23 protein-coding genes and 1 pseudogene are annotated in these 24,526 nt (G+C 71.6%); 13 read left to right on the top strand and 11 right to left on the bottom strand.

Features of this window, described 5'->3' with window-relative positions; all coding sequences use genetic code 11:
* Positions 1 to 10 precede the first annotated feature (10 nt).
* Positions 11 to 607, bottom strand: coding sequence for an ALF repeat-containing protein (locus ACH4F2_RS25140; protein WP_398134995.1), 597 nt, complete (start codon positions 605 to 607; stop codon positions 11 to 13).
* Between the two features lie 450 nt (positions 608 to 1,057).
* Between ACH4F2_RS25140 and ACH4F2_RS25135 the strand changes: the two genes are divergently transcribed.
* The 8 genes from ACH4F2_RS25135 (at position 1,058) to ACH4F2_RS25100 (ending at position 10,962) form a co-directional block, all read left to right on the top strand.
* Complete coding sequence (locus tag ACH4F2_RS25135; protein WP_398134994.1) at positions 1,058 to 2,296, top strand: M20 family metallopeptidase; 1,239 nt, start codon at positions 1,058 to 1,060, stop codon at positions 2,294 to 2,296.
* 215 nt (positions 2,297 to 2,511) lie between these two features.
* The gene (locus tag ACH4F2_RS25130) at positions 2,512 to 3,552 is read left to right on the top strand and encodes a BMP family protein (protein ID WP_398134993.1); all 1,041 of its coding nucleotides are present in this window, start codon (positions 2,512 to 2,514) and stop codon (positions 3,550 to 3,552) included.
* 478 nt (positions 3,553 to 4,030) lie between these two features.
* Entirely contained in the window at positions 4,031 to 5,077 is a 1,047-nt protein-coding gene (locus ACH4F2_RS25125; RefSeq protein WP_398134992.1) for a BMP family protein, read from the top strand.
* Positions 5,078 to 5,305: 228 nt separating this feature from the next.
* Complete coding sequence (locus ACH4F2_RS25120; RefSeq protein WP_398134991.1) at positions 5,306 to 6,874, top strand: ABC transporter ATP-binding protein; 1,569 nt, start codon at positions 5,306 to 5,308, stop codon at positions 6,872 to 6,874.
* Positions 6,874 to 7,998 carry an ABC transporter permease gene (locus ACH4F2_RS25115; protein WP_398134990.1) on the top strand — a complete coding sequence of 375 codons (1,125 nt, stop codon included), beginning with the start codon at positions 6,874 to 6,876 and terminating at the stop codon, positions 7,996 to 7,998. The genes ACH4F2_RS25120 and ACH4F2_RS25115 overlap by 1 nt, the downstream gene beginning before the upstream one ends.
* Positions 7,995 to 9,269 (top strand): ABC transporter permease, encoded by a 1,275-nt coding sequence (locus ACH4F2_RS25110; RefSeq protein ID WP_398134989.1) that lies wholly within the window; start codon positions 7,995 to 7,997, stop codon positions 9,267 to 9,269. The genes ACH4F2_RS25115 and ACH4F2_RS25110 overlap by 4 nt, the downstream gene beginning before the upstream one ends.
* On the top strand, positions 9,266 to 9,658 hold the full coding sequence (locus ACH4F2_RS25105) for a cytidine deaminase (protein WP_398134988.1): 393 nt from the start codon (positions 9,266 to 9,268) through the stop codon (positions 9,656 to 9,658). Before ACH4F2_RS25110 ends, ACH4F2_RS25105 begins: the two co-directional genes overlap by 4 nt.
* 20 nt (positions 9,659 to 9,678) lie before the next feature.
* Positions 9,679 to 10,962: a thymidine phosphorylase gene (locus tag ACH4F2_RS25100; RefSeq protein WP_398134987.1), complete on the top strand. Its 1,284-nt coding sequence runs from the start codon at positions 9,679 to 9,681 to the stop codon at positions 10,960 to 10,962.
* Between the two features lie 244 nt (positions 10,963 to 11,206).
* Here the strand turns inward: ACH4F2_RS25100 and ACH4F2_RS25095 are convergent, their stop codons facing one another.
* Positions 11,207 to 12,130, bottom strand: coding sequence for an AEC family transporter (locus ACH4F2_RS25095; RefSeq protein ID WP_398134986.1), 924 nt, complete (start codon positions 12,128 to 12,130; stop codon positions 11,207 to 11,209).
* Positions 12,131 to 12,256: 126 nt separating this feature from the next.
* Between ACH4F2_RS25095 and ACH4F2_RS25090 the strand changes: the two genes are divergently transcribed.
* Positions 12,257 to 12,643, top strand: a complete 387-nt coding sequence (locus tag ACH4F2_RS25090; protein ID WP_398134985.1) for an STAS domain-containing protein — start codon at positions 12,257 to 12,259, stop codon at positions 12,641 to 12,643.
* Here ACH4F2_RS25090 and ACH4F2_RS25085 read toward each other — a convergent pair.
* Complete coding sequence (locus ACH4F2_RS25085; protein ID WP_398134984.1) at positions 12,536 to 13,540, bottom strand: sigma-70 family RNA polymerase sigma factor; 1,005 nt, start codon at positions 13,538 to 13,540, stop codon at positions 12,536 to 12,538. The two genes, ACH4F2_RS25090 and ACH4F2_RS25085, sit on opposite strands and share 108 nt — an antisense overlap.
* Positions 13,541 to 13,647: 107 nt before the next feature.
* Complete coding sequence (locus ACH4F2_RS25080; protein ID WP_398134983.1) at positions 13,648 to 14,955, bottom strand: MFS transporter; 1,308 nt, start codon at positions 14,953 to 14,955, stop codon at positions 13,648 to 13,650.
* Between the two features lie 63 nt (positions 14,956 to 15,018).
* On the opposite strand from ACH4F2_RS25080, the gene ACH4F2_RS25075 reads away from it, so the two are divergent.
* Entirely contained in the window at positions 15,019 to 15,972 is a 954-nt protein-coding gene (locus ACH4F2_RS25075; protein WP_398134982.1) for a LysR family transcriptional regulator, read from the top strand.
* Positions 15,973 to 15,995: 23 nt separating this feature from the next.
* On the opposite strand, the gene ACH4F2_RS25070 is transcribed toward ACH4F2_RS25075, so the two are convergent.
* Positions 15,996 to 16,760, bottom strand: a complete 765-nt coding sequence (locus tag ACH4F2_RS25070; RefSeq protein WP_398134981.1) for a dienelactone hydrolase family protein — start codon at positions 16,758 to 16,760, stop codon at positions 15,996 to 15,998.
* 145 nt (positions 16,761 to 16,905) lie between these two features.
* Here ACH4F2_RS25070 and ACH4F2_RS25065 point away from each other — a divergent pair, with 145 nt between their 5' ends.
* Both ACH4F2_RS25065 and ACH4F2_RS25060 read left to right on the top strand, forming a co-directional pair.
* Positions 16,906 to 18,060, top strand: coding sequence for an adenosine deaminase (locus ACH4F2_RS25065; protein WP_398134980.1), 1,155 nt, complete (start codon positions 16,906 to 16,908; stop codon positions 18,058 to 18,060).
* Positions 18,061 to 18,238: 178 nt separating this feature from the next.
* A pseudogene (locus tag ACH4F2_RS25060) lies at positions 18,239 to 18,600 on the top strand (ATP-binding protein).
* A 106-nt stretch (positions 18,601 to 18,706) separates the two neighbouring features.
* On the opposite strand, the gene ACH4F2_RS25055 reads toward ACH4F2_RS25060, so the two are convergent.
* The 5 genes from ACH4F2_RS25055 to afsQ1 all read right to left on the bottom strand — a co-directional run bounded on the left by ACH4F2_RS25055 (position 18,707) and on the right by afsQ1 (position 22,635).
* Positions 18,707 to 18,910 (bottom strand): PspC domain-containing protein, encoded by a 204-nt coding sequence (locus ACH4F2_RS25055; RefSeq protein WP_398134979.1) that lies wholly within the window; start codon positions 18,908 to 18,910, stop codon positions 18,707 to 18,709.
* 94 nt (positions 18,911 to 19,004) lie between these two features.
* Entirely contained in the window at positions 19,005 to 19,556 is a 552-nt protein-coding gene (locus ACH4F2_RS25050; RefSeq protein WP_398134978.1) for a VanZ family protein, read from the bottom strand.
* 138 nt (positions 19,557 to 19,694) lie between these two features.
* The gene (locus ACH4F2_RS25045; RefSeq protein ID WP_398134977.1) at positions 19,695 to 20,324 is read right to left on the bottom strand and encodes a hypothetical protein; all 630 of its coding nucleotides are present in this window, start codon (positions 20,322 to 20,324) and stop codon (positions 19,695 to 19,697) included.
* On the bottom strand, positions 20,324 to 21,961 hold the full coding sequence (locus ACH4F2_RS25040) for an ATP-binding protein (protein ID WP_398134976.1): 1,638 nt from the start codon (positions 21,959 to 21,961) through the stop codon (positions 20,324 to 20,326). The genes ACH4F2_RS25045 and ACH4F2_RS25040 overlap by 1 nt, the downstream gene beginning before the upstream one ends.
* A complete protein-coding gene (gene afsQ1 / locus ACH4F2_RS25035; protein ID WP_003974066.1) occupies positions 21,958 to 22,635 on the bottom strand; it encodes a two-component system response regulator AfsQ1 in 678 nt (225 codons plus the stop codon). Before afsQ1 ends, ACH4F2_RS25040 begins: the two co-directional genes overlap by 4 nt.
* Positions 22,636 to 22,891: 256 nt before the next feature.
* On the opposite strand from afsQ1, the gene ACH4F2_RS25030 reads away from it, so the two are divergent.
* Positions 22,892 to 23,635, top strand: coding sequence for a SigE family RNA polymerase sigma factor (locus tag ACH4F2_RS25030; RefSeq protein WP_398134975.1), 744 nt, complete (start codon positions 22,892 to 22,894; stop codon positions 23,633 to 23,635).
* Positions 23,636 to 23,865: 230 nt separating this feature from the next.
* Here the strand turns inward: ACH4F2_RS25030 and ACH4F2_RS25025 are convergent, their stop codons facing one another.
* On the bottom strand, positions 23,866 to 24,468 hold the full coding sequence (locus tag ACH4F2_RS25025; RefSeq protein ID WP_398135010.1) for a uridine kinase: 603 nt from the start codon (positions 24,466 to 24,468) through the stop codon (positions 23,866 to 23,868).
* Positions 24,469 to 24,526: the final 58 nt, after the last annotated feature.

The raw sequence follows: 24,526 nt of genomic DNA, 5'->3' as shown, positions 1-24,526 counted from the left end.
CCGTCGAAGCCTAGGCGCCGGCCTCGTACTGGCCGACCTCGATGAAGTGGCGCAGTGCTTCCGGGGAGCCGTCGTCCAGGGCGGCGATCGCCGCCGCGCGCAGGGCGTCGCTGATGCCGGGGTCGGCCAGCATGCGAGCGATCGTCACGCTGTCGTCTTCGGCCCGGGCGAGGCGGAGCCCGCTCTCCAAGAACGCTCGCACTGCCTCCGGGCTGCCGTCGTCGAGGGCCTCGCCGGCCTCACGGATGACGGCCCTGCCGCTGTCGGGGTCGCCGAGGAGCCGGGCGATGGCGACGCGGTCGTCCTCGGCCTGGGCGAGGCGGTGTCCGGTCTCGAGCCAGGCGCGCATCTCCTCCACGGTGCCGTTGTCGAGGAGCTCGTTGGCCTCCTGGATCACGCGCCGGCCGCTGTCGGGGTCGGCGAGGGTCCTGGCGACGGCGACGCGCAGGTCGTCGGCGTCCATCTCGTCGTAGGGGGAACCCGTGTCCGCCGCCGCGGAGACGGCCGACGGTATCGGCGGGGTGGCGGCGAAGGAGGGGGTGGCGAGCAGCAGCGCCGGGGCGAGGGCGCCGGCGGCCACGGCGAGAGTCACACGGGTCAGTCTCACAGAGTCAACCACCTTGTCGAAAAGTCACGTTGTCCAGCCGAGGCATCATTTCAGGATGACGCGGGCCGGGTCACTGCAAGGATCACGCAGCCTTCACGGATCCTTCATTGCCGACGCCGTGCCGACACGATGCCGACGCCGTGCCGACGGCAGGGCCGGCCCGACCGGACCTGGGCTGCCGGGCCTCGGGCCGACGCTCTCCCGCTCACACGCGTGGGGCGATCGTCGCGTGGTACCCGTGTCCCGAGGAAGGGTGCCGTCGAGTGGTGGGGGCCGCTCCCGGTGGATCTCTCATGATCGGCTCGGTCGAAAAGGCGGGCGAGTTTACCCAGGCGAGTCGACAGCTATGCGTAGGGCGGCCCAGTTTTCTCCCTCTAACGGGCTGAATTTTGTTGATCGGGGGTCCACCGGTCGCTCGGGCGCCCTACGCTGCAAAGGGTGAAAGCGTTGATGTCCCCAGAGTCCGAGGCCGACACTCCCGGTGAGACCGCGCTGCCCGGCGCGCTGCCCGAGGCGCTGCGTGCGGAGCTCGTGGCCTTCCGCCGCGACCTGCACATGCACCCCGAGCTGGGCAACCAGGAGTTCCGCACCACCGCCGCGATCAAGGAGCGGCTCGAGCGGGCCGGCCTCAAGCCGCGTGTGCTTCCCGTCGGCACCGGGCTCGTCTGCGACATCGGCACCGGCACCGAATCGGGGCGGTGGGCCGGCGGGCCGCGCATGCTCGCCCTGCGGGCCGACATCGACGCCCTGCCCATCCCGGACACCAAGAGCGAGTGCCCGTACCGCTCGAGCGTGCCGGACCGCGCCCACGCCTGCGGACACGACGTGCACACCACCGTCGTCCTCGGCACCGGACTCGTGCTCGCCGCCCTGCACGAGCAGGGCCTGCTGCCCCGGCCCGTGCGGCTGGTCTTCCAGCCGGCGGAGGAGGTGCTGCCCGGTGGCGCCGCCGACGCCATCGAGGGCGGCGCGCTCGACGGGGTGCGCCGCATCCTGGCCGTGCACTGCGACCCCCGGGTGGACGCCGGGCGGATCGGGCTGCGGGTCGGCCCCATCACCTCCGCCTGCGACCGGCTGGAGGTCGCCCTGAACGGCCCCGGCGGACACACCGCCCGCCCGCACCTCACCACCGACCTGGTCACCGCCGCCGCCCGCGTGGTCACCGACGTGCCCTCGCTCGTCGCCCGGCGCGTGGACAGCCGCAGCGGGCTCGCCCTGACCTGGGGGCGGGTCGAGTCCGGCCACGCCCCGAACGTCATCCCGCAGCACGCCGAACTCGCCGGGACCGTGCGCTGCCTCGACCTCGACGCCTGGCGGCAGGCGCCCGATCTCGTGGTCGAGGCCATCGACGAGATCGCCAACCTGTACCGGGCGAAGTCCGAGATCACCTACGTCCGCGGCGTGCCCCCGGTCGTCAACGAGGTCACCAGCACCGAACTGCTCCAGGCCGCCATGGTCGCCCGGCGCGGCACGGAGTCCGTGCAGAACACCGAGCAGAGCCTCGGCGGCGAGGACTTCTCCTGGTACCTGGAGCAGGTGCCCGGCGCGATGGCCCGCCTCGGCGTCCGGCCGCCCGGCGAGCGCACCGTCCGCGACCTGCACCAGGGCGACTTCGACGTGGACGAGCACGCCATCACCGTCGGCGTGGAGATGTTCACCGCGGCGGCGCTGATCGACGCCGTGCAGTAAGGGCCGGGCCCGGCCCGCCCGCCGCGGTTGCGGCCGCGGCGGGCCGGGGGCAGCCTGATGCACAAACGCACGAGGTCGCGCGGCAGGCCCCCGAACACCCCGCGGCACGAATGGATAACGGCCCCGCGGAACCCCGTTCCCAGGAGTTTCTACGCGCGTTAATGTGCGCCGAACCGAGCGCCCGCTGCGGGGCTTTGGAGAATGGGGAACTTCAGATGCGTCGGACATCGAGACTGACCCGCGCCGCGGTGGGGGTCGCGTCGCTCGCTCTCGCCGCCACGGCCTGCGGCGGTACCAGCGGCGAGAGCGGCAGCGGCGGCGACGACAAGGGCCTCGCCATCGCGTACGACATCGGCGGCAAGGGCGACCAGTCCTTCAACGACGCGGCGTACGCGGGCCTGGAGCGGGCCAAGAAGGAGTTCGGCTACGAGACCGCCGACATCGAGCCCACCGAGGGCGAGACCAACGCCGACAAGGAGCAGCGGCTGTCCTCGCTGGCGAAGCAGGGCTACGACCCGGTCATCGGCGTCGGGTTCGCCTACGCCCCGGCGATGAAGGCCGTCGCCGCCAAGCATCCGGACACCACCTTCGGCATCGTGGACTCCGTGGTCGACGCCAAGAACGTGGCGTCCCTCGTCTTCGCCGAGAACGAGGCCTCGTACCTCGCCGGCGTCGCGGCGGCCAAGGCCACCAAGAGCAATGTCGTCGGCTTCGTGGGCGGAGTCGACGTGCCGCTGATCCACAAGTTCCAGGCCGGTTACGAGCAGGGCGTCAAGGACACCGACCCCAAGGTCGAGGTGATCCCGCAGTACCTGACGCAGACCGCTGAGGAGGGCGGCTTCTCCAGCCCGGACAAGGGCCGCGCCGCCGCCGAGGGTCAGATCGAGAAGAAGGCCGACGTCGTCTACCAGGCGGCCGGACTCTCCGGTCAGGGCGTGATCGAGGCCGCCGCGAAGGCGAAGGTCTGGGCCATCGGCGTCGACTCCGACCAGTACGAGCAGGAAGCCCTCGCGAAGTACAAGGACTACATCCTGACCTCCGCCCTCAAGGACATCAACGGCGCGGTGTACGCCCTGGCCAAGTCCGTCGAGGACGGCAAGCCGCTGACCGGCACCCAGACCTTCGACCTCAAGTCCGACGGCGTGGGCCTGTCCGACAGCAACCCCAAGTACGCCGAGGTCCCCGGCCTGACGGACGCCGTGGCCAAGGCCAAGGCGGGCATCATCGACGGCTCCGTCAAGGTCAGGACCGAGTAGACCGGCGCGGCACGGCACCGCACGACGCGGCACCGGACGGCACGGCACGGACACGGCACGGAGCGGAACGACGCGGCACGGAGCCGGACGGCGCGGTACGAAGCGGCACGGAGCCGGACGAAGCGGGCGGGCGCCCACAGCGCCCGCCCGCTTCGGCGTGCCCCGCACAGCCGGGCGGCCCAGATCCGCGCGACCGGACACCACCCCGCGGTGCCGGACACCATCCCGCGGTGCCGGACAACATCCTTCAACGGCGGGCACCACCCTCACCGCCGCGCACGAGGCCCCCGGCGTCACCCTCCGCCACCCTCCGTTTGCGCCCGGCAAGCCCCGCACCCCCGTCCGCGGCCCCTTGCTCACGGGCGGATAACAAGGTGGACAGAAGGGGTTTTCAGGCAGGTCTACGCGCGTTAATCTGCGGCGAAGCCAGCGCCGTACCCGAACCGTCCCCGGCGCTTGTACGACAGGAGCACCAGACATGCGCCGGATTTCCCGGATCACGGTCGCAGGCGCAGCGACCGCCTCCCTGGCCCTCGCCCTCTCCGCCTGCGGTGGAACCTCGACCTCCTCCGGGTCGGAGTCCAAGGGCGACAAGGGCCTCGCCATCGCGTACGACGTCGGCGGCAAGGGCGACCAGTCCTTCAACGACGCCGCGTACGCGGGTCTGGAGCAGGCGAAGAAGGAGTTCGGCTACGAGACGGCCGACGTCGAGCCCACCGACGGCGAGACCGACGCCGACAAGGAACAGCGCCTGGTCTCCCTGGCCAAGCAGGGCCACAACCCGGTCATCGGCGTCGGCTACGCGTACGCCGCCGCCCTGAAGAGCGCCGCCGAGAAGTACCCGGACACCACCTTCGGCATCGTGGACGACGCCACGATCGAGGCGGAGAACGTCGCCGACCTCGTCTTCAACGAGGAGCAGGCCTCCTACCTCGCCGGTGTCGCCGCCGCCAAGAGCACCAAGACCAAGACGGTCGGCTTCGTGGGCGGCGTGGACATCCCGCTGATCCACAAGTTCCAGGCCGGCTTCGAGCAGGGCGTCAAGGACACCGACCCCAAGGTCAACGTGGTCTCGCAGTACCTGACGCAGACGGCGGAGGAGGGCGGCTTCTCCAGCCCCGACAAGGGCAAGACCGCCGCCGAGGGCCAGATCGAGAAGAAGGCCGACGTCGTCTTCGCGGCGGCCGGCCTGTCCGGGCAGGGCGTGATCGAGGCCGCCGCCGCCAACAAGGTCTGGGCGATCGGCGTCGACTCCGACCAGTACAAGCAGGACGCCCTCGCGAAGTACAAGGACAGCATCCTGACTTCGGCCACGAAGGACGTCGCGAAGGCGGTGTACAACCTTGCGAAGTCGGTCGAGGACGGCAAGCCCGAGACCGGTATCGTCAGGGGCGATCTGAAGTCCGGTGAGGTCGGCCTTTCGGACTCCAACCCGAAGTTCGCGGACAACGCCGAGCTCCAGGCAGCCATCAAGACGGCCAAGGAGAAGATCACCAGCGGCGAGATCAAGGTCAAGAGCAGCTGATCGGCTGAGCAGCAACACCTCGAACAGCGTGTAACCGCGCCGGCCCGGCCGCTCGGCGGGGTACGAGGAGGACGCCTCAAGGTCCTCCTCGTACCCCGTCGTGTCGATGTGCCGCCGCCGCTTTAGATGCCGTAGGGGCGCTACGCGCGTAGACGGCCCCCGTCCCCAGGAGAGTGCGCCATCAACGCGTCCAGCAGCCCTCCGGCCGGAGCGGCGGTCAACGAATCGGTGACCGCCGTCGAACTCGCCGGGATCACCAAGCGTTTCCCCGGTGTCGTGGCCAACCACGACATCCACCTGACCGTCCGCAAGGGCACCGTCCACGCCCTCGTCGGCGAGAACGGCGCCGGCAAGTCGACGCTGATGAAGATCCTCTACGGAATGCAGAAGCCGGACGAGGGCACCATCACGATCGACGGCGAGCAGGTCGCCTTCTCGTCGCCCGCCGACGCCATCGTCCGCGGCATCGGCATGGTCCACCAGCACTTCATGCTCGCCGACAACCTCACGGTCCTCGAGAACGTGGTCCTCGGCAGCGAGAAGCTGTACGGCATCGGCGCCAAGGCCCGCCGGAAGATCAAGGAGATCTCCGAGCGGTACGGCCTCGGCGTGGAGCCCGACCGCATGGTCGAGGAGCTCGGCGTCGCCGCCCGCCAGCGCGTGGAGATCCTCAAGGTCCTCTACCGCGGCGCCCGCACGCTGATCCTCGACGAGCCGACCGCCGTCCTGGTCCCGCAGGAGGTCGACGCACTCTTCGACAACCTGCGTGAGCTCAAGGCCGAAGGCCTCTCCGTCATCTTCATCTCGCACAAGCTGGGCGAGGTCCTCTCCGTCGCCGACGAGATCACCGTCATCCGCCGCGGCACCACGGTCGGCACGGCCGTCCCCGCCGAGACGACCCCGCGTCAGCTCGCCGAGCTGATGGTCGGCAGCGAACTGCCCACCCCCGAGACCGCCGAGTCCACGGTCACCGACCGCCCGGTCATCACCGTCGACACGCTCCGCCTCGCGGCCCCGGGCGGCAAGGCCCTGCTCGACGACGTCTCCTTCACCATCCACGCCGGTGAGGTGCTGGGCATCGCCGGCGTCGAGGGCAACGGCCAGACCGAGCTGGTCGACGCGCTCATCGGCCTGCGTCACGCCGACTCCGGCTCCATCCGCTTCCTCGACGAGGACATCACCGCGCTGCCCACCCGCAAGCGCCGCGAGCAGGGCGTCGGCTACATCCCCGAGGACCGCCACCGCCACGGCCTGCTCCTGGAGGCCCCCCTCTGGGAGAACCGCATCCTCGGCCACGTCACCGAGAAGCCCAACAGCAAGGGCGTCTGGCTGGACCCGAAGGGCTCCCAGGAGGACACCCGCCGCATCGTCGAGACGTACGACGTCCGCACCCCGGGCATCGACGTCACCGCCGCCTCCCTGTCCGGCGGCAACCAGCAGAAGCTGATCGTCGGCCGCGAGATGAGCCACAAGCCGCGCTTCCTCATCGCCGCCCACCCCACCCGCGGCGTGGACGTCGGCGCGCAGGCCGCCATCTGGGACCACATCCGCGAGGCGCGCCGCGAGGGACTCGCCGTCCTGCTGATCTCCGCCGACCTGGACGAGCTGATCGGCCTGTCCGACACCCTGAGGGTGATCTACGACGGCAGGCTGGTCGCGGACGCCGACCCGGCCACCATCACCCCCGAGGAGCTGGGCTCGGCGATGACCGGCGCCGCCTCCGGACACCTCGAACACGAAGAGAACCCCGAGACTCCGGCCGACGCCGGCCCGGGTGCGGAAGACGAGGCCCGCTGATGAAGAAGTTCGACAAGGAGCGCGTGCTCCTCGCGGTGGCCGGTCCGGTCATCGCGCTCGCCGTGGCCTTCGTGCTGAGCGCGATCGTCCTGATCGCCTCGGGCAAGAACCCGGTCGAACCGTTCGCCCTGATGTTCGAGCAGGCCGGATTCTCCGACATCCAGGTCCTGATCATCAACCAGGCGTCGATGTACTACATCGCGGCCCTCGCGGTGGCCATCGGCTTCCGGATGAACCTGTTCAACATCGGCGTCGACGGGCAGTACCAGCTCGCCGCCATGATGGCCGCGATCGTCGGCGCCCACGCCGACCTGCCGGCCGCCCTGCAGATCCCGCTGCTCCTGCTGACCGCCGTCCTCACCGGCGCCTTCTGGTCCGGCATCGCCGGTGTCCTCAAGGTGACCCGCGGTGTCAGCGAGGTCGTCGCGACGATCATGCTGAACGCCATCGCCACCTCCGTCATCGGCTACCTGTGGCTGCCGGACGTCTTCGGCGTCAAGATCGGCAACAACAACACCACCGGCGAGATGCACGAGTCCGGCTGGGTCCCCGGCATCGACATGGGTGCGGCCGGCGAGATCTACGGCCTGGTGATCCTGGCCGTCCTCCTCGGCATCGGCTACTGGGTCGTCCTCAACCGCACCCGCTTCGGCTTCGACCTGCGCGCCTCCGGCGCCTCCGAGTCCGCCGCCGCGGCCAGCGGCGTCAACCCGGGGCGCATGGTGCTCACCGCGATGCTCCTCTCCGGCGGCCTCGCCGGTCTCGCGGGCCTGCCGATCCTGCTCGGCGACACCCACACCTACAGCCTCAACTTCCCCACCGGCATCGGCTTCCTCGGCATCGGCATCGCCCTGCTCGGCCGCAACAGCCCGGTCGGCATCGCCTTTGCCGCCCTCCTGTGGGCCTGGCTCGACAAGGCCTCGCCCGAGCTGGACTTCCACGGCTACGACAAGGAGATCGCGGTCATCATGCAGGGCCTGATCGTCCTCTCGGTCGTCGTCTCCTACGAGGCCGTCCGCGAGTGGGGCCTGCGCCGCCAGCAGCGCCGGGTCGGCGCCGAGCTGGCCGCCGGACACGTCCTCGGCGCCACCGACAACACCAAGAAGGAGGTGGCCGGCCGATGACCGCTCCGACCACAGCGACCGACGTCAACCAGCCCTCGCTGCAGCCCGGGGCGCCGACCGGCCGCCGCCTGTCGCTGCCCGTCCTGATGCTGGTCATCGCCGGAGCCCTGGCACTGACCTCCATCGTCCGCCTCGTCACCGGCGCCCACGGCATCACCAACGTCAGCCAGATGTCCACCGCGCTCCAGCTCGCCGTGCCGATCGGCCTCGCCGGTCTCGGCGGCCTGTGGGCCGAGCGCGCGGGCGTCGTCAACATCGGCCTCGAGGGCATGCTGATCCTCGGCACCTGGTTCGGTGCCTGGGCCGGCTTCCAGTGGGGCCCGTGGACCGGCGTCCTGATGGGCATCGTCGGCGGCGCGCTCGGCGGCCTGCTGCACGCGATCGTCACGATCACCTTCAACGTCAACCACATCGTCTCCGGCGTGGCCATCAACATCCTCGCCCTCGGCGCCACCCGCTACCTCGCCCCGCTCGCCTTCGAGGGCCACCAGGGCGGCTCGGCCAAGCAGTCCCCGCCGGTCGACTCGCTCGGCCACTTCACGGTGCCAGGACTCTCCGACGCCCTGGAGAGCCTCAACGACCGGCACTGGTTCTTCGTCTCGGACATCGCCGGCCTGCTCGGCGGCCTGGTCACCGACGTGTCCTGGCTGACCCTGATCGCCGTCGCCCTGATCCCGGCCACCTGGTACATCCTGTGGCGCACCCCGTTCGGCCTGCGCCTGCGCTCCTGCGGCGAGAACCCGGTCGCCGCCGAGTCGCTCGGCGTCAACGTCTACAAGTACAAGTACCTGGCCGTGATCATCTCCGGTGGCCTGGCCGGCCTCGGCGGCGTCTTCCTCTCCATCGTCGCCAACCCCTTCTACCTGGAGGGCCAGACCAGCGGCCGCGGCTACATCGGCCTCGCGGCGATGATCTTCGGCAACTGGATGCCCGGCGGCCTCGCCATCGGCGCCGGCCTCTTCGGCTACACCGACAGCCTCAACCTGCGCGGCGGCTCCGCCAACGTGCACGCCCTGCTGCTGCTCGGCGCGCTGCTGCTGGTCGCCGGTGCCATCTGGCTCGCGATCCGCAAGAAGTACGTCAAGGCCGCGATCACCGTGGTCGTCGGCGCCCTGGTCTTCGCCTGGTACGCCACCACCGACGACGTCCCCAACCAGGTCGTCTCCGCCACGCCGTACGTCGTCACCCTCGTCGTCCTCGCGCTGTCCGCACAGCGCCTGCGGATGCCGAAGGCGGACGGCATGCCGTACCGGAAGGGGCAGGGCAAATGACCGGCGTCGACTGGGGCGCGCTGCGCACGGCGGCCCGCGAGGCGATGGCCCGGGCCTACGCCCCGTACTCCGGGTACGCCGTCGGCGCCGCCGCCCGGGTCGATGACGGCCGCACCGTCACCGGCTGCAACGTCGAGAACGCCAGCTACGGCATCGGCCTGTGCGCTGAGTGCGGGCTCGTCTCCCAGCTCCAGCTGACCGGCGGCGGCCGGCTGACGCACTTCGTCTGCGTCGACGGCCACGGCGAGACCCTCGTCCCGTGCGGCCGCTGCCGACAGCTGCTGTACGAGTTCGGGGGCCCTGAGATGCTGCTGGAGACCCCGGCGGGGATCGTCCCCCTCTCGGAGATGCTCCCGCAGGCCTTCGGCCCCGACCACCTCACCCAGTAACTCCCGTAAGGAAGCCAGGTATGGCCATGGACGTCATCTCCGTCATCCGCACCAAGCGTGACCGCGGCGAACTCAGTGACGAGCAGATCGACTGGGTCATCGACGCCTACACGCGCGGCGAGGTGGCCGACGAGCAGATGTCGTCGCTCGCGATGGCGATCCTGCTCAACGGCATGAACCGCGGCGAGATCGCCCGCTGGACGGCCGCGATGATCGCCTCCGGCGAGCGCATGGACTTCTCGTCCCTGTCCCGCCCCACCGCCGACAAGCACTCCACGGGCGGCGTCGGCGACAAGATCACCCTGCCGCTCGCCCCGCTGGTCGCGGCCTGCGGCGCGGCCGTCCCGCAGCTCTCCGGCCGGGGCCTCGGCCACACCGGCGGCACCCTGGACAAGCTGGAGTCCATCCCCGGCTGGCGTGCCCTCCTCCCCAACGAGGAGATGCTGAACGTCCTGGACGGCACCGGCGCGGTGATCTGCGCGGCCGGCGACGGCCTGGCCCCCGCCGACAAGAAGCTCTACGCCCTCAGGGACGTGACCGGCACGGTCGAGGCGATCCCGCTCATCGCCTCCTCCATCATGTCCAAGAAGATCGCCGAGGGCACCGGCTCCCTGGTCCTGGACGTGAAGGTGGGCTCGGGCGCCTTCATGAAGACGATCGAGGACGCCCGCGAGCTGGCCTCCACGATGGTCGGCCTCGGCACCGACCACGGCGTGAAGACCGTCGCCCTGCTCACGGACATGGCCACCCCGCTCGGCCTCACGGCGGGCAACGCCCTGGAGGTCCGCGAGTCGGTCGAGGTACTGGCGGGCGGCGGCCCCTCCGACGTCGTCGAGCTGACCCTCGCGCTGGCCCGCGAGATGCTCGACGCGGCGGGCCTGAAGGACGCCGACCCGGCGAAGGCGCTGGCCGACGGCTCCGCGATGGACGTCTGGCGCCGCATGATCGCGGCCCAGGGCGGCGACCCGGACGCGCCCCTGCCCACGTCGAAGGAGCAGCACGTCGTCAGGGCGGGCGCCTCCGGCGTCCTGACCCGGCTCGACGCCTACGACATCGGCGTCGCCGCCTGGCGCCTGGGCGCGGGCCGCGCCCGCAAGGAGGACCCGGTGCAGGCCGCCGCCGGCGTCGAGCTCCACGCCAAGCCCGGCGACACGGTCACCGAGGGCCAGCCCCTCCTGACCCTCCACACCGACACCCCGGACCGCTTCGAGTACGCGCTCGCGGCGGTGGAGAACTCGCACGACGTCGCCCCGTCCGGCACGGCCTTCACCGCCTCGCCGGTGGTGCTGGAGCGTATCGCCTGATCAGGGGGTTCCTCGATCGAGCGAACGGGACCGGTAGACCTCTACCGGTCCCGTTCGGCATGCTGGGATCGGTGACGCCCGATAGGAGAACCGCCATGAGCGCACTCACCGTCAGCCATGATCCCGAGCAGAGCTGGGACGAGCTCGTCCGGTTCTGGGAGCACTGTGAAGTTCGGCGAACCTCTCAAACTTCCCGCACCCTTCGACCTGACCCTCGACACGGGCGAGTTCCCCGCCTCCTGACTCACCCCAGAACCGCCGCCACCCCCACCAGCACCGGCACCGACACCACCGTCGACACCAGGATCGCGTCCCGCGCCAGCCGCTCGCCCACCCCGTAGGTCGACGCGTACGTGTACAGGTTCTGCGCCGCGGGCAATGCCGACGTCACCACCACGTCGAGCAGGTGCGCGCCCCGCAGCCCGAACACCCCGTACGCCAGCGCCCACGCCACCGCCGGCTGCCCCACCGTCTTCAACGCCACCGCCAGCAGCACCGGCCGCCGCTCCGCGCCCCGCAGCGGCATCGTGGAGCCGCACAGACCGATGCCGAAGGCCAGCAGGACCGCCGGGACCGACATGTTGCCGATCAGGGTCACCGGGTCCATGACCGCGTCCGGCACCCGTACGCCACCCGCGGCGACCGCGACCCCGGCCAGCGAGCCCAGCGCTATCGGATTGCGCAACGGCGTCAGCAGCACGCGCCACAGCGGTCCCTTGCCGCCCCCGCCCGACGACAGGTCCAGGATCGTCACCGCCACCGGCGTCACCAGCACCAGCTGGAACAGCAGCACCGGTGCCACCAGCGAGGCGTCGCCCAGGACGTACACGGCGATCGGGATACCGAGGTTGCCGGAGTTGACGTAACCGGAGCACAGCGCGCCGATCGTGGTCCGGCCCACGCCCCAGCCCCGTACGGCACCCACCGCGACGAAGACCCCGGCCACCGCTGCCGTGGACAGCGCCGTGACCAGCAGCCTGCTGGAGAAGACCACCGACAGGTCGGCCGTCGCCAGCGTGGTGAACAGCAGGGCCGGCGAGGCAACGTGGAAGGCGAGCTTGGTCAGTACCTCGCGGCCCTGTGGGCCGAGATGGCCCCGCAGCCCCAGCACATAGCCCACGCCGATGACGACCGCGATGACCGCGAAGCCGGTCAGCACCCCCTGCACGGCACCTCCCCGCCGAGCGGAGGGACCTGGCACGGCATGGCGCGGGGAGGGGATGCGTGGGGCATACAGCGAACCCTCCGGGGAAGGGCCCGCGCACGTCAATGTGATCTCTGACGGCGGGCACCGATGAGTTCCCGGCCCGCGCCCGGTCTACCGCACGTGGACGCCGTGACACCCGCCGTACTCGTGCTGCCGGGGCCTGTCTCCCGAGGGGAGACACCCCGGCTCTGCGACGAGGTGCGCGCGCTGATGGAAAGCACCCGGGCCAGGGTGGTCGTCTGCGACGTCGGCGGGCTGGGACCGCCGGGGCTCGCCGTCGTCGACCTGCTGGCCCGCCTGGAACTCACCGCCCGGCGGGCAGGGGGCCGGATCCGGCTGCGCGACCCCGACCCCGCCCTGCATTCCCTACTGGACCTCGTCGGCCTCCGCTTCGAGACGGAGCGGCAGGTCGAACAGCGGGAACCACCGCTTGGTGTCGAGGAAGCAGTGGAACCCGGTGATGCGGCCGTCTGAGATCTCCAGCACCTGGACCGCCCACGGGGCGTAGCCGCCCGCCTCCTCGTCCGGCTTGTAGTGCGCGAAGGCCGGCAGCCCGTTGGCCTCGACCGGCACCAGCCGCGAGCCCGCGCACGCGGCGCCGAGGGACGTCATGAAGCCGGTGATGTCCGCCGGGCCGGCCAGCCACAGGTCGAACGGCGGCATCGTCATGACGGCGTCCTCGTGGAGCAGCGCCGTCAGTGCCGTCATGTCGTAGCCCTCGAAGGCCGCGACGTAGCGGTCCAGGAGCTTTTGCTGCTCCTCGTCCAGCGGATCGGACACCGCCGCGCCGTCGCCCCTCTCCGCCCGCTCGGCGAGGGTCGCCCGGGCACGCTGCAGGGCGCTGTTGACGGACGCGACCGATGTGCCGAGCAGCTCGGCGACCTCGCTCGCCTTCCACGCCAGCACCTCGCGCAGGATCAGCACCGCCCGCTGCTTGGGCGGCAGCTGCTGCAGGGCGGCCATGAAGGCGAGCCGCACCGACTCCTTGGCGACCGCGGCCTCGGCCGGGTCGGCGGTCGAGGGCAGTACGCGGGCGTCGGGCATCGGCTCCAGCCAGGTGTTGTCCGGGCGGGGGGACAGGGCGGCCTGGGCGAGCGGCGTCGAGTCCGTCAGGTCCATCGGGCGGGCGCGTTTGTTGCCCGCGGTCAGCATGTCCAGGCAGACGTTGGTCGCGATCCGGTAGAGCCAGGAACGGAGGCTGGAGCGCCCCTCGAACTTGTCGTAGCTCCGCCAGGCGCGGACCAGGGTGTCCTGGACCGCGTCCTCGGCCTCGAAGGAGGAGCCGAGCATCCGGTAGCAGTACCCCGTCAGCTCGACCCGGTGCTTCTCCAGCGCGGAATCCAGCTCCGTCGTCACGGTGCCGTTGGTCATCGTCCACCCACCCCTGTGGCGTCCCGTCGTGCGCGTCTTCGCGCCTCGCACTTCGGAAGCTACCGCAGGGGACTGACAATGGCCTGTGCAGTCGGGAAAAGCGCAGGTCAGCGAGGCATGCTCAAGGCCCGCACCGGCGTGCCCCCGGCCTGCCGGCGCGCCGCGAGCGACCCGAGCCCCGTGATCGCCACGACGCCCAGCACCGCCAGCAGCCCGACCCCGACCGTCCCGGCCCAGCCGCCGGAGTGGAAGGCCACCGCGCCGACCGTGCTGCCCGCGCTGGAGCCGACGTAGTAGGCGGACTGGTACAGCGCCGACGCCTGGGCGCGGCCGTGCGTGGCCGTCTTGCCGACCGCCGAGGACGCCACCGCGTGCCCGGCGAAGAAGCCCGCCGTGATCAGCACCAGGCCCAGCAGGACCAGCGGCAGGGACGGGGCGAGGGACAGCAGCAGGCCCGCCGCAGTCGTACCACCGCCCAGGTAGAGAGCCCCGCGCCGGCCCAGGCGGCCCACCAGGCGGCCCGCCGTCGACGCCGAGACCGTACCGACCAGGTAGACCAGGAAGATCGAGCCGATGAGGCCCTGCGGCAGGGAGAAGGGCGCCTCGGCCAGGCGGTAGCCGATCACCGTGTACACGCCGCCGAACACCGTCATGAACAGCGCGCCGATCGCGTACAGGCGGCGCAGCAGCGGGTCGGCGAGGTGGTCGCGGACCGTGCGGACCAGGACGCGCGGGCGCAGCGAGCCCGGCGTGAAGTGCTTCGGCGCCGGCAGCAGCATCCGGAAGGCCACCGCGCACGCCACCGCGACCACGCCGATCACGCCGACGGCGATCCGCCAGCCCCACTCCTGGGCCACCCAGCCGGTGATGACCCGGCCGCTCATCCCGCCCACGCTGTTGCCGGCGACGAACAGGCCGATCGCGGTGACCAGCGCCCGCGGGGTGACCTCCTCCGCCAGGTACGCCGTCGCCGAGGCCGGCAGTCCGGCCAGCGCCGCGCCCTGCACCGCGCGCAGGGCGACGAGCGCCGGCAGCGACGGGGCGAACGGCACCAGCAGTCCGACGGTCACCGCGACCGCCAGCGACGCCGTCATGACCGTACGCCGTCCGAAGCGCTCCGACAGCGCGCTCATCGGCAGGACGAACACCGCGAGGCCACCGGTCGCGGCGGCCACCGTCCAGCTCGCGTCGCCCGCGGTGACGCCCATGTCGCCCGAGATCAGCGGCAGCAGGGCCTGGGTGGAGTAGAGGAGGGCGAAGGTCGCGACGCCCGCGAGGAAGAGGGCGAAACTCATCCGGCGGTAGCCGGGGCCGCCCGGCGCCATGCGCGAGTCGCGGGTGTCGGGGGCGTCGGGAGCGGAGACGGATGCAGCGGCGCCCACGGTGGTGGACGCCCCGGTATCGGCGGGAGTCATACCGGGACCGTACGGAGCCCGCGACTCATCCGTCCAATGCATGGAATGGTCATAATCGTTCCCATGGTGCATCAGCAAAGCTCACAGGCCCGCCTGTCACCTTCCGGTGACACAGAAGACATCGTCGCGCTGCTCGCGCCGCGCCTGGCGCACTTCGCCGGCGTCGCCCGCACCGAGCACGTCACCCGGGCCGCCCAGGAGATGAACGTCCCCCAGTCGACGCTCTCCCGCGCCCTCGTCCGCCTCGAAGCGGACCTGGGGGTCGACCTGTTCGTGCGCCGCGGCCGGACCCTCGCGCTGACCGTCGCCGGACGCACCTTCCTCGGCTCCGTCGAGCGCGCCCTCGCCGAGGTCGAGCGCGCCGCCGACGAGGTCCGCGCGGACGCCGACCCGGCCACCGGCAAGGTCGCCTTCGGTTTCCTGCACACCATGGGCGCCGAGACCGTCCCCGGCCTGCTGCACGCCTTCCGTGCCGACCACCCCCGCGTCCGCTTCAGCCTCGTCCAGAACTACGGCGAGGCCATGCTGGAGCGGCTGCGCGCCGGTGAACTCGACCTCTGCCTGACCTCCCCGGTCCCGGACGCCCCCGACCTGGTCGCCCGCCGCCTCGACGAGCAGAAACTGCGCCTGGTCGTCCCAGCCGACCACTCCCTGGCCGGGCGCAGGCGCATCCGCCTCGCCGAGGCCGCCGACGAGACCTTCGTGACCCTGGAGCCGGGCTACGGCCTGCGCCGCATCACCGACGCCCTGTGCAAGGAGGCCGGTTTCCGGCCCCGGGTGGCCTTCGAGGGGGAGGAGGCGGAGACGCTCCGCGGTCTGGTCGCGGCGGGTCTCGGCGTCGCGCTGCTGCCGCCGCCCGCGGTGCCCCGCCCCGGGGTGGTCGAGCTGACGGTCACGGCCCCGCGCGCCGCCCGTGAGATCGGCGTGGCCTGGCTGGCGGGCCGTACGGACACGCCCCCGGTGGCGGCGTTCAAGAAGTTCCTGCTGTCGAGGAGGGGCCACCTGCTCCCGTCCTGACCCCGGCCCGCCCGGACGCGGCGTCAGTGCCGCCGCAACGACTTCCCGAACCCCACCGCCAGCGGCATCCGCAGCCCCAGCGGCGGGGGAGCGGCCAGCGCGTCCTCCACCGGCCGCGAGAACGACTGCCCGAACAGCACACCCATCACGAAGTCCTCCGCCAGCGCGGCGACTTCCTCCCGGTAGTGCCGCAGGCCGTGGCCGTCGGAGTGCACTTCGAACCGGCACACGGAGCGGTTCGCCTTCTTCGCCCGGGCAGCGAGCCGGAACGAGAGTTCGGGGTCGCTGCGTTCGTCGTTCGTGCCGTGCACGATCAGCACCTGGCGCCCGACGAGCTGCTTCACCGGTTCGGGTGGTGCGGCCATGTCCTCGTCGGGCAGCCAAGGGGCGATCGCCAGCACCGCGTTGACGGCCTCGTGGCCACCCGCGCGCAGCGCCGCCCGTCCGCCCATGTCGACGCCGACCAGGCAGACGGGAACGTCGCCGTAGCGCCGGACGGCCTCGTCCGCGGCCCAGTCGGCGTCCCGGGCGAGGTGGGCCTCCGCGCCGTTCCAGCCGCGGTAGCGGTAGTGCACGACGTGTGTGGCCAGGCCCTCCTCCCGCCCCGCGCGTGCCAGCCGGCGCCCCAGCGTGCGTACGGAGGAGGCCGCCAGCAGTGAGGACGGTCTGCGGCTGGAGACCTCGTCGCCACCGGGGAGCAGCAGCACCACACCGCTCACCGCCGTCCCCTCCGGACCGAGCGTTCGCCCCAGCCGGGCCCGACGGACCGGCGTCGCTTGCTGTGCCATGGCAGAAGATTCTCAGAAGACCGGGTGTACGCCACCCGTCCTCGCAGTCACCGTTACATATCGTCGGATCCGTACACCGCGGCCGAGCCCCTTCTGTTCGCGTTTTCGCCCGGCGTTCTACGCGCGTAGGAGTTAGTGTGCGGAAATGACGAGCCAGAGCACCGCGAAGACCACCGCGACGACCACCGCGAAGAACATCGCGCGGACTCCGGCGCCGGACCAGATCCGCCGGGCGCCGAAGGTTCTGCTGCACGATCACCTCGACGGCGGGCTGCGTCCCGGCACGGTCGTCGAACTCGCCCGGGCCACCGGCTACCAGGGCCTCCCCGAGACCGATGCCGACCGGCTCGGCGTCTGGTTCCGGCAGGCCGCCGACTCCGGGTCGCTGGAGCGGTACCTGGAGACCTTCTCGCACACCGTCGGCGTCATGCAGACCCGCGACGCCCTGGTCCGGGTCGCCGCCGAGTGTGCCGAGGACCTCGCCGCGGACGGCGTCGTCTACGCCGAGGTGCGGTACGCCCCCGAGCAGCACCTCGAACAGGGGCTGACCCTGGAGGAGGTCGTCGAGGCCGTCGACGAGGGGTTCCGGGAGGGCGAGCGCCGGGCGCGGGTCAAGGGCCACCGGATCCGCGTCGGCGCCCTGCTCACCGCCATGCGGCACGCCGCCCGCGCCCTGGAGATCGCCGAACTCGCCAACCGCTACCGGGACCTGGGCGTCGTCGGCTTCGACATCGCGGGTGCCGAGGCCGGCTTCCCGCCCACCCGGCACCTGGACGCCTTCGAGTACCTCAAGCGCGAGAACAACCACTTCACGATCCACGCCGGCGAGGCCTTCGGGCTGCCGTCCATCTGGCAGGCCCTGCAGTGGTGCGGTGCCGACCGGCTCGGGCACGGCGTGCGCATCATCGACGACATCCAGGTCCACGAGGACGGCACGGTCGAACTCGGGCGGCTCGCCTCGTACGTCCGGGACAAGCGCATCCCGCTGGAACTGTGCCCCAGCTCCAACCTGCAGACCGGGGCGGCCGACTCGTACGCCGAGCACCCCATCGGGCTGCTGCGCCGGCTGCAATTCCGTGCCACCGTCAACACCGACAATCGGCTGATGTCCCACACCGGTATGAGCCGGGAATTCGAGCACCTTGTCGACGCGTTCGGTTACACGCTCGACGACATGCAGTGGTTCTCCGTCAATGCGATGAAATCAGCGTTCATTCCTTTCGATGAACGACTGGCCATGATCAATGACGTCATCAAGCCTGGATATGCGGAGCTGAAATCCGAATGGCTGTTCCAGTAGAAGGCTTCTACCAGCGGTTCTTCGGAAGATGAGAGCTGAAGGAGAGTCCACGGTATTACGGAAACGCGGACGGGTTTTCACAATCCGTCCGCATTTCAATGTTTGCCGTGAGGGGTGCCGCATGTTTACGGTCAAGGACCGCTCATATCCCCGTCATCTCATTTCGAGGATGCATTTCATGAAGCAGTCTGCTGTCAAGACCCTCGGCGTCGCCGCCCTCGGTGCCGCCTTCGCCGCCGTCGGCGCGGGCGCGGCCACCGCGGCCCCGGACGCCAACCAGGCGGTGGACTCCGTCGCCCGGACTCTTCCCGCGGAGACCGTCTCCGAGGTGGTGCCCGTCACGGGCAAGGTGGTACCCGTCACGGGCAACGTGCTGGAGCAGACCCGCCACATCTCCGGCGAGGGCCTGACCGCCGCGACGCCGTTCGCCGAGCAGGTGGTCGCCGAGCAGTTCTCCGACCTCCCGGTCAGGCCCGCCGCCCTGCTCGGCGGCCTGCCGGCCCAGGGCCTGGTGTGAACGGCCTGCCGCTCGGCGGCTGAGCCCCGACCCTCCCCACGCGCCGACGGGGCGCGCCCGGTGTCGCCGGGTGCGCCCCGTCGGCGTACCAGAGGGAAGGTACGTCCGTCGGTCCGCCGGTACGGCCCGTCACCAGGCCGTGCGGGCGGCCTTCTCCTCGGACGGCAGCAGGAACCACAGGGCGGCGTAGAGCAGGAACTGGGGGCCCGGCAGCAGGCAGGAGACCAGGAAGAGCACCCGCATCGTGGTGGTGGAGGTGCCGAAGCGCCGGGCCAGCGCGGCGCACACTCCGCCGATCATGCGGCCGTTGGTGGGGCGGGCGAGGCGGGACATCGCGGCTCCTTCGTGAGCGTGTGGTGGGGCTGCCGTTCGGCTTCCCCTTCATCTGCCCTCCACGCTACGGAGACGAACGGAACAAAGCGTCGCTCTACGGTGCGATACCGACCCTGGGAATCGTCGGGGTCCGACCCTGAGTGGGCTCCTCCCGGCGGACGTCCTCCCGGCCGGCCCGCCGCGACCTGCGGCGGAGCCGGGCGCGGCCGGCGGGGACCAGGGCGAGGTGCGCGAGGGCCACGCCCCCCGTGTTCAGCAGCAGGGAGTCGACGTCGACGACCTGACCGGGCACCCCGGTCTGCAGCAGTTCGATGCCCAGCGACACCAGGGCGCCCGCGGCCGTGGTGCGCAGCAGGGAGCCGAGCGGCGACACGTTCAGCCGGCCGCCCGCCATCGGCAGCAGGAAGCCCAGCGGGGCCAGCAGCGCGAGCGCCCCGCCGAGGGAGCGGGCCGCCGCGGGCCAGCCGAGCGCCAGGTCGCCGCGGATCCCGGCGCCCGGCTCCAGGTTGGGCGGCAGTACCCAGGGGACGTCCAGCGGCCGCAGCGTGTACCAGGCGACGAACGCGAGATGTGCGACCAGGAGGACACTTCCTGTCACACGGATGCGGAGCGCGGCGCTGCCGCCGAGGAACCCATGACGCTGCACGCACCCCTAGACGCGGCCGCCGCCGTACTCGGTTCCGGCCTCTCCCCCGCAAGGGTGAGGCTTGCGCCACATGGCCCCCACGCCGCCCTCCGAGCGCCGGCCCGCCGCTGCCGAGTGCCGCAGTCCGTCAGCCGGCCGTCAGCCGCCCGTGACCTCACCGGACGGCGGCTCGTTGCTGCCCGGCCGGGCGCGGACCTCGTCCGTGCAGACGTAGCGGAGTGCGGGCCGGTCGGCGGGGCCGGCCAGGACGACGGAGCCGTCGCCCTCGGCCGCGGCCGAGTCGGAGAAGGTGCAGACGACCTGGGCGAGGGCGTACGAGGTGAGGTCGTCGAGGTCGACGCCGAGGCGCAGTGTGTCCTCGGGATCGCCGGAGCGCGGTCCGGTCACGGTGATCCCGCGCTGGACGTCCGTGGTGTACCCGGCCTCCTTCTCCGCGGCCGACGGCGGCGCCGTGAGCTGGTTCAGCAGTGCCTGGGCCACCAGCACGCGCCGTTCGGAGTCCGCCGCGCCGTCCGGCACCCGCACCGTCCGGTCCACGGTCACCAGCGACGAGCCGCACAGCAGGAACACCTGCACCGGCACGCCGGGCGCTCCTTGCGCCGACCCGTCCGGCTCGGCGAGCGAGCAGCGCACCCGCGAGGGCGCGGGACCGTAGTCCGTGGGCACCTCCGTGGCACGGATGCCGCACCCGGCGAGCAGCGCGGCCAGCACGGCCGTCCCGGCGAGCCAGGCCGGCCCGCGGAGTGCCGGCAGGCGGCGTACGGTCATCAGACCTGTCCCTTCGCGTCCTTGCCCGTGCTCTCGTCGCCCGAGGCGCCCCCGGAGCCCCCGGAGCCCCCCGAGTCCCCGCGGCCTCCGGCGTCATCGGTGTCCTCCTCCTCCGCCGCCGGAGACGGATCCTGCGGCAGCCGCAGCGTGAACACCGCGCCCCCCTCGGAGGAGTTCGAGGCGGTGATCTCCCCGCCGTGGATGTGCGCGTTCTCCAGGGCGATGGACAGGCCGAGTCCGCTGCCCTCGGAGCGCGGCCGGGAGGCGCTCGCCTTGTAGAAGCGGTCGAAGACGTGCGGCAGGACGTCCTCGGGGATGCCGGGCCCGTGGTCCCGCACCCGGATGACCACCTCGTCGTCCGCCCGCGCCACCGACACCCGCACCGGCGACCCGCCGTGCTTGAGCGCGTTGCCGATCAGGTTGGCCAGGATGACGTCCAGGCGGCGCGGGTCGAGCCGGGCGTGGATGCCGCGCTCGGCGTCCAGGTCGACGGCGTCCAGCCAGGCGCGGGCGTCGATGCAGGCGGTGATCTGGTCGGCGACGTCGACGTCGTCCAGGACCAGCCGGGCGGTGCCCGCGTCGAAGCGGGTGACCTCCATCAGGTTCTCCACGAGGTCGTTCAGCCGCCGCGTCTCGCTGACCACCAGCCGTACGGCGGGCTCGATCATCGGGTCGAAACCGCCGCCCTCGAATTCCAGCTCCTCCTCCAGCACCTCCGTGACGGCCGTGATCGCCGTCAGCGGGGTACGCAGCTCATGGCTCATGTCCGCCACGAAGCGCCGCGAGGCCTGCTCCCGGCCTGCCATGTCGGCGACCCGCTTCTCCAGCGCCTCGGCGGCGCTGTTGAACGTCCGTGACAGATCGGCCAGTTCGTCGGTGCCGGAGACGCGCAGCCGGGTGTCCAGCCTGCCCTCGCCGAGGCGCCGTGCCGCGACCCCGAGCCGCTGCACCGGCTTCAGCACGGTCGTCGCCAGGGCCTGCGCGAGCAGCGCGGAACCGAGCAGGGCGAGTGCGGAGGCGATCCCCAGCGACCAGGCGAGCGAGTTCAGGTCCTTGGCCTCCGGTTCCAGGGACTTGAGCATGTAGCCGGTAGGCCCGCCGCCGATCACCTTCGTGCCGGCCACGAGCTGGGGGGTGTCGTCCTCGGTGATCCGCTGCCAGTACAGGTGGTACGGGTGCTTGTTGGCCTTGGTGACCTTCTGCTCCTTGTTCACCGCCGTGCGCAGCGACTCGGGTATGTCGGACAGCGAGAAGCCGCCCAGGCCGCCGGAACTGCCGTACACGGTCACGCCGTCGGCGTTCTCGGCGACCAGCAGCACGCTGAACCGCTGGCTGCTGCCCGCCATCTGCCCCGCGGCGTGCTGCAACTCGTCCTGGGAGGGGTGCGCGGGCAGTGCGCCCGCACGGTTCTGCATCTCCCGCTCGAAGTCACGCAGTACGGCGTCCTGGGTGCGGGTGAGGACCGCCTCCCGGTTCAGCCAGTAGGCGATGCCGGACGCGGACACGGCGGCGGTGAGCGCGACCAGCCCGAAGACGAGCACCAGCCGCAGGCGCAGGCTGGTGAAGCGCAGCCAGGACCAGACTCCCTTGCGAGCCGCGACCCAGCCGCGTGAACCCCCCTGGTGTTCCCGTGTCACTGAGGCGGGTCCAGCCGGTAGCCGACACCCCGCACGGTACGGATCAGGGTCGGGGACGACGGCACGTCCTCGACCTTGGCGCGCAGCCGCTGCACGCAGGCGTCCACCAGCCGGGAGTCGCCGAGGTAGTCGTGCTCCCACACCAGCCGCAGCAACTGCTGCCGGGACAGCGCCTGCCCCGGCCGCCGGCTCAGTTCGAGGAGCAGCCGCAGCTCGGTCGGCGTGAGCTGGAGGTCCTCGCCGTTCTTCGTCACGGTCATCGCCGACCGGTCGATGACCAGGCTGCCGAAGCTCGCCGAGTCGGTCGACTCCCGCTCCCCGCGGCGCAGCACGGCCCGGATCCGGGCGTCCAGGACCCGGCCCTGGACGGGTTTGACGACGTAGTCGTCGGCGCCCGACTCGAGACCGACGACCACGTCGATGTCGTCGTTGCGCGCGGTCAGCAGGATGATCGGCAGCTGGTCGGTGCGCCGGATGCGACGGCACACCTCGAAACCGTCGATGCCGGGCAGCATCACGTCCAGCACGATCAGGTCCGGCCGCTGCTCGCGCAGCAGCTTCAGACCGTCCTCACCGCTGGCAGCGGTGGCCACCCGGTGGCCCTGGCGGGTCAGGGAGAGCTCCAGGGCCGTACGGATGGCGTCGTCGTCCTCGATCAGCAACAGGGAAGGCACGGGCTCATTCTGGCCCATGGAGGGGGTGTGGTTCGACCTGCGGGTCGGTATGGGGCCCCGCCACGCCGCCGGACCCTGTGAAGGAACGGTGGTGCAACCGTGTCGGACCCCTGTGACAGGTCTGTGACAGTCGGCGGACACGGCCATGAAGTCCCCGGGGCAAGCTTTTCGGCACAGGCAACACAGCAAGTCGCAGCAGAGCCGAAGCCGCGGTACAGCAAGCCGAACACCGGAAGTCCACGACGGGGGGCGCGAGATGAACACGCTGAAGGGCACCAGCACCAGCGCAGTGGTCACGCGGCTGCACGACGTGCACGCACACCGGGGTTCCGAGAAGTCCGGTGTTGTGAGCGGGCGGGGGTGCGCTCGCGGCACCGGGCGTCAGCACACCGCCTACATGGCGGTGGTCGACACGCGTCAGGGGGAGACGCACGGGGGGCCGGCGTACGGGGAGGACCCGGGGGAGCGTCGTTCGCTGTCGGAGGCGGAGTTCACCGCCTACGTACAGGAACGCCGCGCCTCCCTGTACGCCACCGCCTACCACCTCACCGGCGACCGCTTCGAGGCCGAGGACCTGCTGCAGAGCGCGCTGTTCTCGACGTACCGGGCGTGGGACCGGATCACCGACAAGGCGGCGGTCGGCGGATACCTCCGCCGCACCATGACCAACCTGCACATCAGCGCCTGGCGGCGCCGCAAGCTCAACGAGTACCCGACCGAGGAACTGCCGGAGACGGCGGGCGACACGGACGCGATGCGCGGCACCGAGCTGCGCACGGTGCTGTGGCAGGCGCTGACCCGGCTGCCGGAGCTCCAGCGCACCATGCTGGTCCTGCGCTACTACGAGGGCCGCACGGACCCGGAGATCGCGGACATCCTCGACATCAGTGTCGGCACGGTGAAGTCCAGCATCTGGCGGTCGCTCCGCCGGCTGCGCGACGACGAGGTGCTCAGCTTCGGCCGTGACCGGGAGGACGCCTTCGGCGAGTTGGTCGCCTGAAGGACGAGGGCCCCGCGAAAAAAAACGGGGCCGGGGTGTATCAGGGGGAGGACACCCGGCTCTTACTCACGGGGAAGCACCACGGGGGAACAAGCGGGGGGACACGGGGGAACGGGGAAAAGGGGGGAAGTACGGGGGAGCACGGGGGAGCACAAAGGGAGCGGGGCTGGAGGGCCGGGGGGTCCGTCCAGTCCCGCTCTTGCGTGTCAGGGGCCTGTGCAGGGGCCGCGTCACACCGCCGTACGCGCCGTGGCGCACCGGCCGGCCGCGGCGTCGGCCAGCCGGCCCATCGCCTCGTCCCGGTCGCAGGCGTGGGCGCCCAGGGCCGTCTGCCGGGCGATGACCGACCGCTCCTGCCGCATCAGCCGCCAGCCGCGGCGCAGCAGGAACGGCACGGACTTGCGGCCCTCCCTCAGGTCCCGCAGGAAGCGGCGGCGGAAGGTCGTCAGCGGTCCCCGGCTCAGGCAGAGCGCGTCGGCCAGGACACCCAGGTCCCGGCAGCGTGCCACGAGTTCGGCGGCGAAGACGCCTTCCGCCAGGAACAGCGGAGTCCGCCCGATGTCGACCGTCTCCTCGCCGGTGCGTGCGCTCAGCGCGAGGTCGTAGACGGGCACCGGCGTACGGCCCGTGCGGCACAGCTCCGTGATGGCGGCGACGGCCGCGTCCGCGTCCCACGAGCCGGGGTGGTCCCAGTCGATGTCGGAGCTCCGGGGCACCAGGGGCAGCGTCGGGTCGGTGCCCTCCTTGTAGAAGTCGTCGAGGCGCAGCACCGGAAGACCGGAGTGGGCGGCGAGGAGGGACTTGCCGGAGCCGGAGGGGCCGCAGAGCAGCACGACTCGCGTCGGTATGGGCGGATGGGAGCTCACGGGACACCAGTGTGAGGCATCGAAC

The sequence above is a fragment of the Streptomyces sp. NPDC017890 genome, assembly GCF_044328675.1.
Taxonomy (GTDB): domain Bacteria; phylum Actinomycetota; class Actinomycetes; order Streptomycetales; family Streptomycetaceae; genus Streptomyces.
The sequence above is the reverse complement of the archived record's forward strand: the minus strand, read 5'-3'. Positions and strand labels throughout refer to the sequence as shown.

Bases quoted from the DNA above. Each gene is read 5' to 3' on its own strand.
- ACH4F2_RS25090 (WP_398134985.1), top strand. From the start codon at position 12,257: ATGAGTTCCCGGCCCGCGCCCGGTCTACCGCACGTGGACGCCGTGACA.
- ACH4F2_RS25105 (WP_398134988.1), top strand. From the start codon at position 9,266: ATGACCGGCGTCGACTGGGGCGCGCTGCGCACGGCGGCCCGCGAGGCG.
- ACH4F2_RS25110 (WP_398134989.1), top strand. From the start codon at position 7,995: ATGACCGCTCCGACCACAGCGACCGACGTCAACCAGCCCTCGCTGCAG.
- ACH4F2_RS25130 (WP_398134993.1), top strand. From the start codon at position 2,512: ATGCGTCGGACATCGAGACTGACCCGCGCCGCGGTGGGGGTCGCGTCG.
- ACH4F2_RS25030 (WP_398134975.1), top strand. From the start codon at position 22,892: ATGAACACGCTGAAGGGCACCAGCACCAGCGCAGTGGTCACGCGGCTG.
- ACH4F2_RS25065 (WP_398134980.1), top strand. From the start codon at position 16,906: ATGACGAGCCAGAGCACCGCGAAGACCACCGCGACGACCACCGCGAAG.
- ACH4F2_RS25070 (WP_398134981.1), bottom strand. From the start codon at position 16,760: ATGGCACAGCAAGCGACGCCGGTCCGTCGGGCCCGGCTGGGGCGAACG.
- ACH4F2_RS25100 (WP_398134987.1), top strand. From the start codon at position 9,679: ATGGCCATGGACGTCATCTCCGTCATCCGCACCAAGCGTGACCGCGGC.
- ACH4F2_RS25135 (WP_398134994.1), top strand. From the start codon at position 1,058: ATGTCCCCAGAGTCCGAGGCCGACACTCCCGGTGAGACCGCGCTGCCC.
- ACH4F2_RS25075 (WP_398134982.1), top strand. From the start codon at position 15,019: ATGGTGCATCAGCAAAGCTCACAGGCCCGCCTGTCACCTTCCGGTGAC.
- ACH4F2_RS25080 (WP_398134983.1), bottom strand. From the start codon at position 14,955: ATGACTCCCGCCGATACCGGGGCGTCCACCACCGTGGGCGCCGCTGCA.
- ACH4F2_RS25085 (WP_398134984.1), bottom strand. From the start codon at position 13,540: ATGACCAACGGCACCGTGACGACGGAGCTGGATTCCGCGCTGGAGAAG.
- ACH4F2_RS25115 (WP_398134990.1), top strand. From the start codon at position 6,874: ATGAAGAAGTTCGACAAGGAGCGCGTGCTCCTCGCGGTGGCCGGTCCG.
- ACH4F2_RS25045 (WP_398134977.1), bottom strand. From the start codon at position 20,324: ATGACCGTACGCCGCCTGCCGGCACTCCGCGGGCCGGCCTGGCTCGCC.
- ACH4F2_RS25055 (WP_398134979.1), bottom strand. From the start codon at position 18,910: ATGTCCCGCCTCGCCCGCCCCACCAACGGCCGCATGATCGGCGGAGTG.
- ACH4F2_RS25125 (WP_398134992.1), top strand. From the start codon at position 4,031: ATGCGCCGGATTTCCCGGATCACGGTCGCAGGCGCAGCGACCGCCTCC.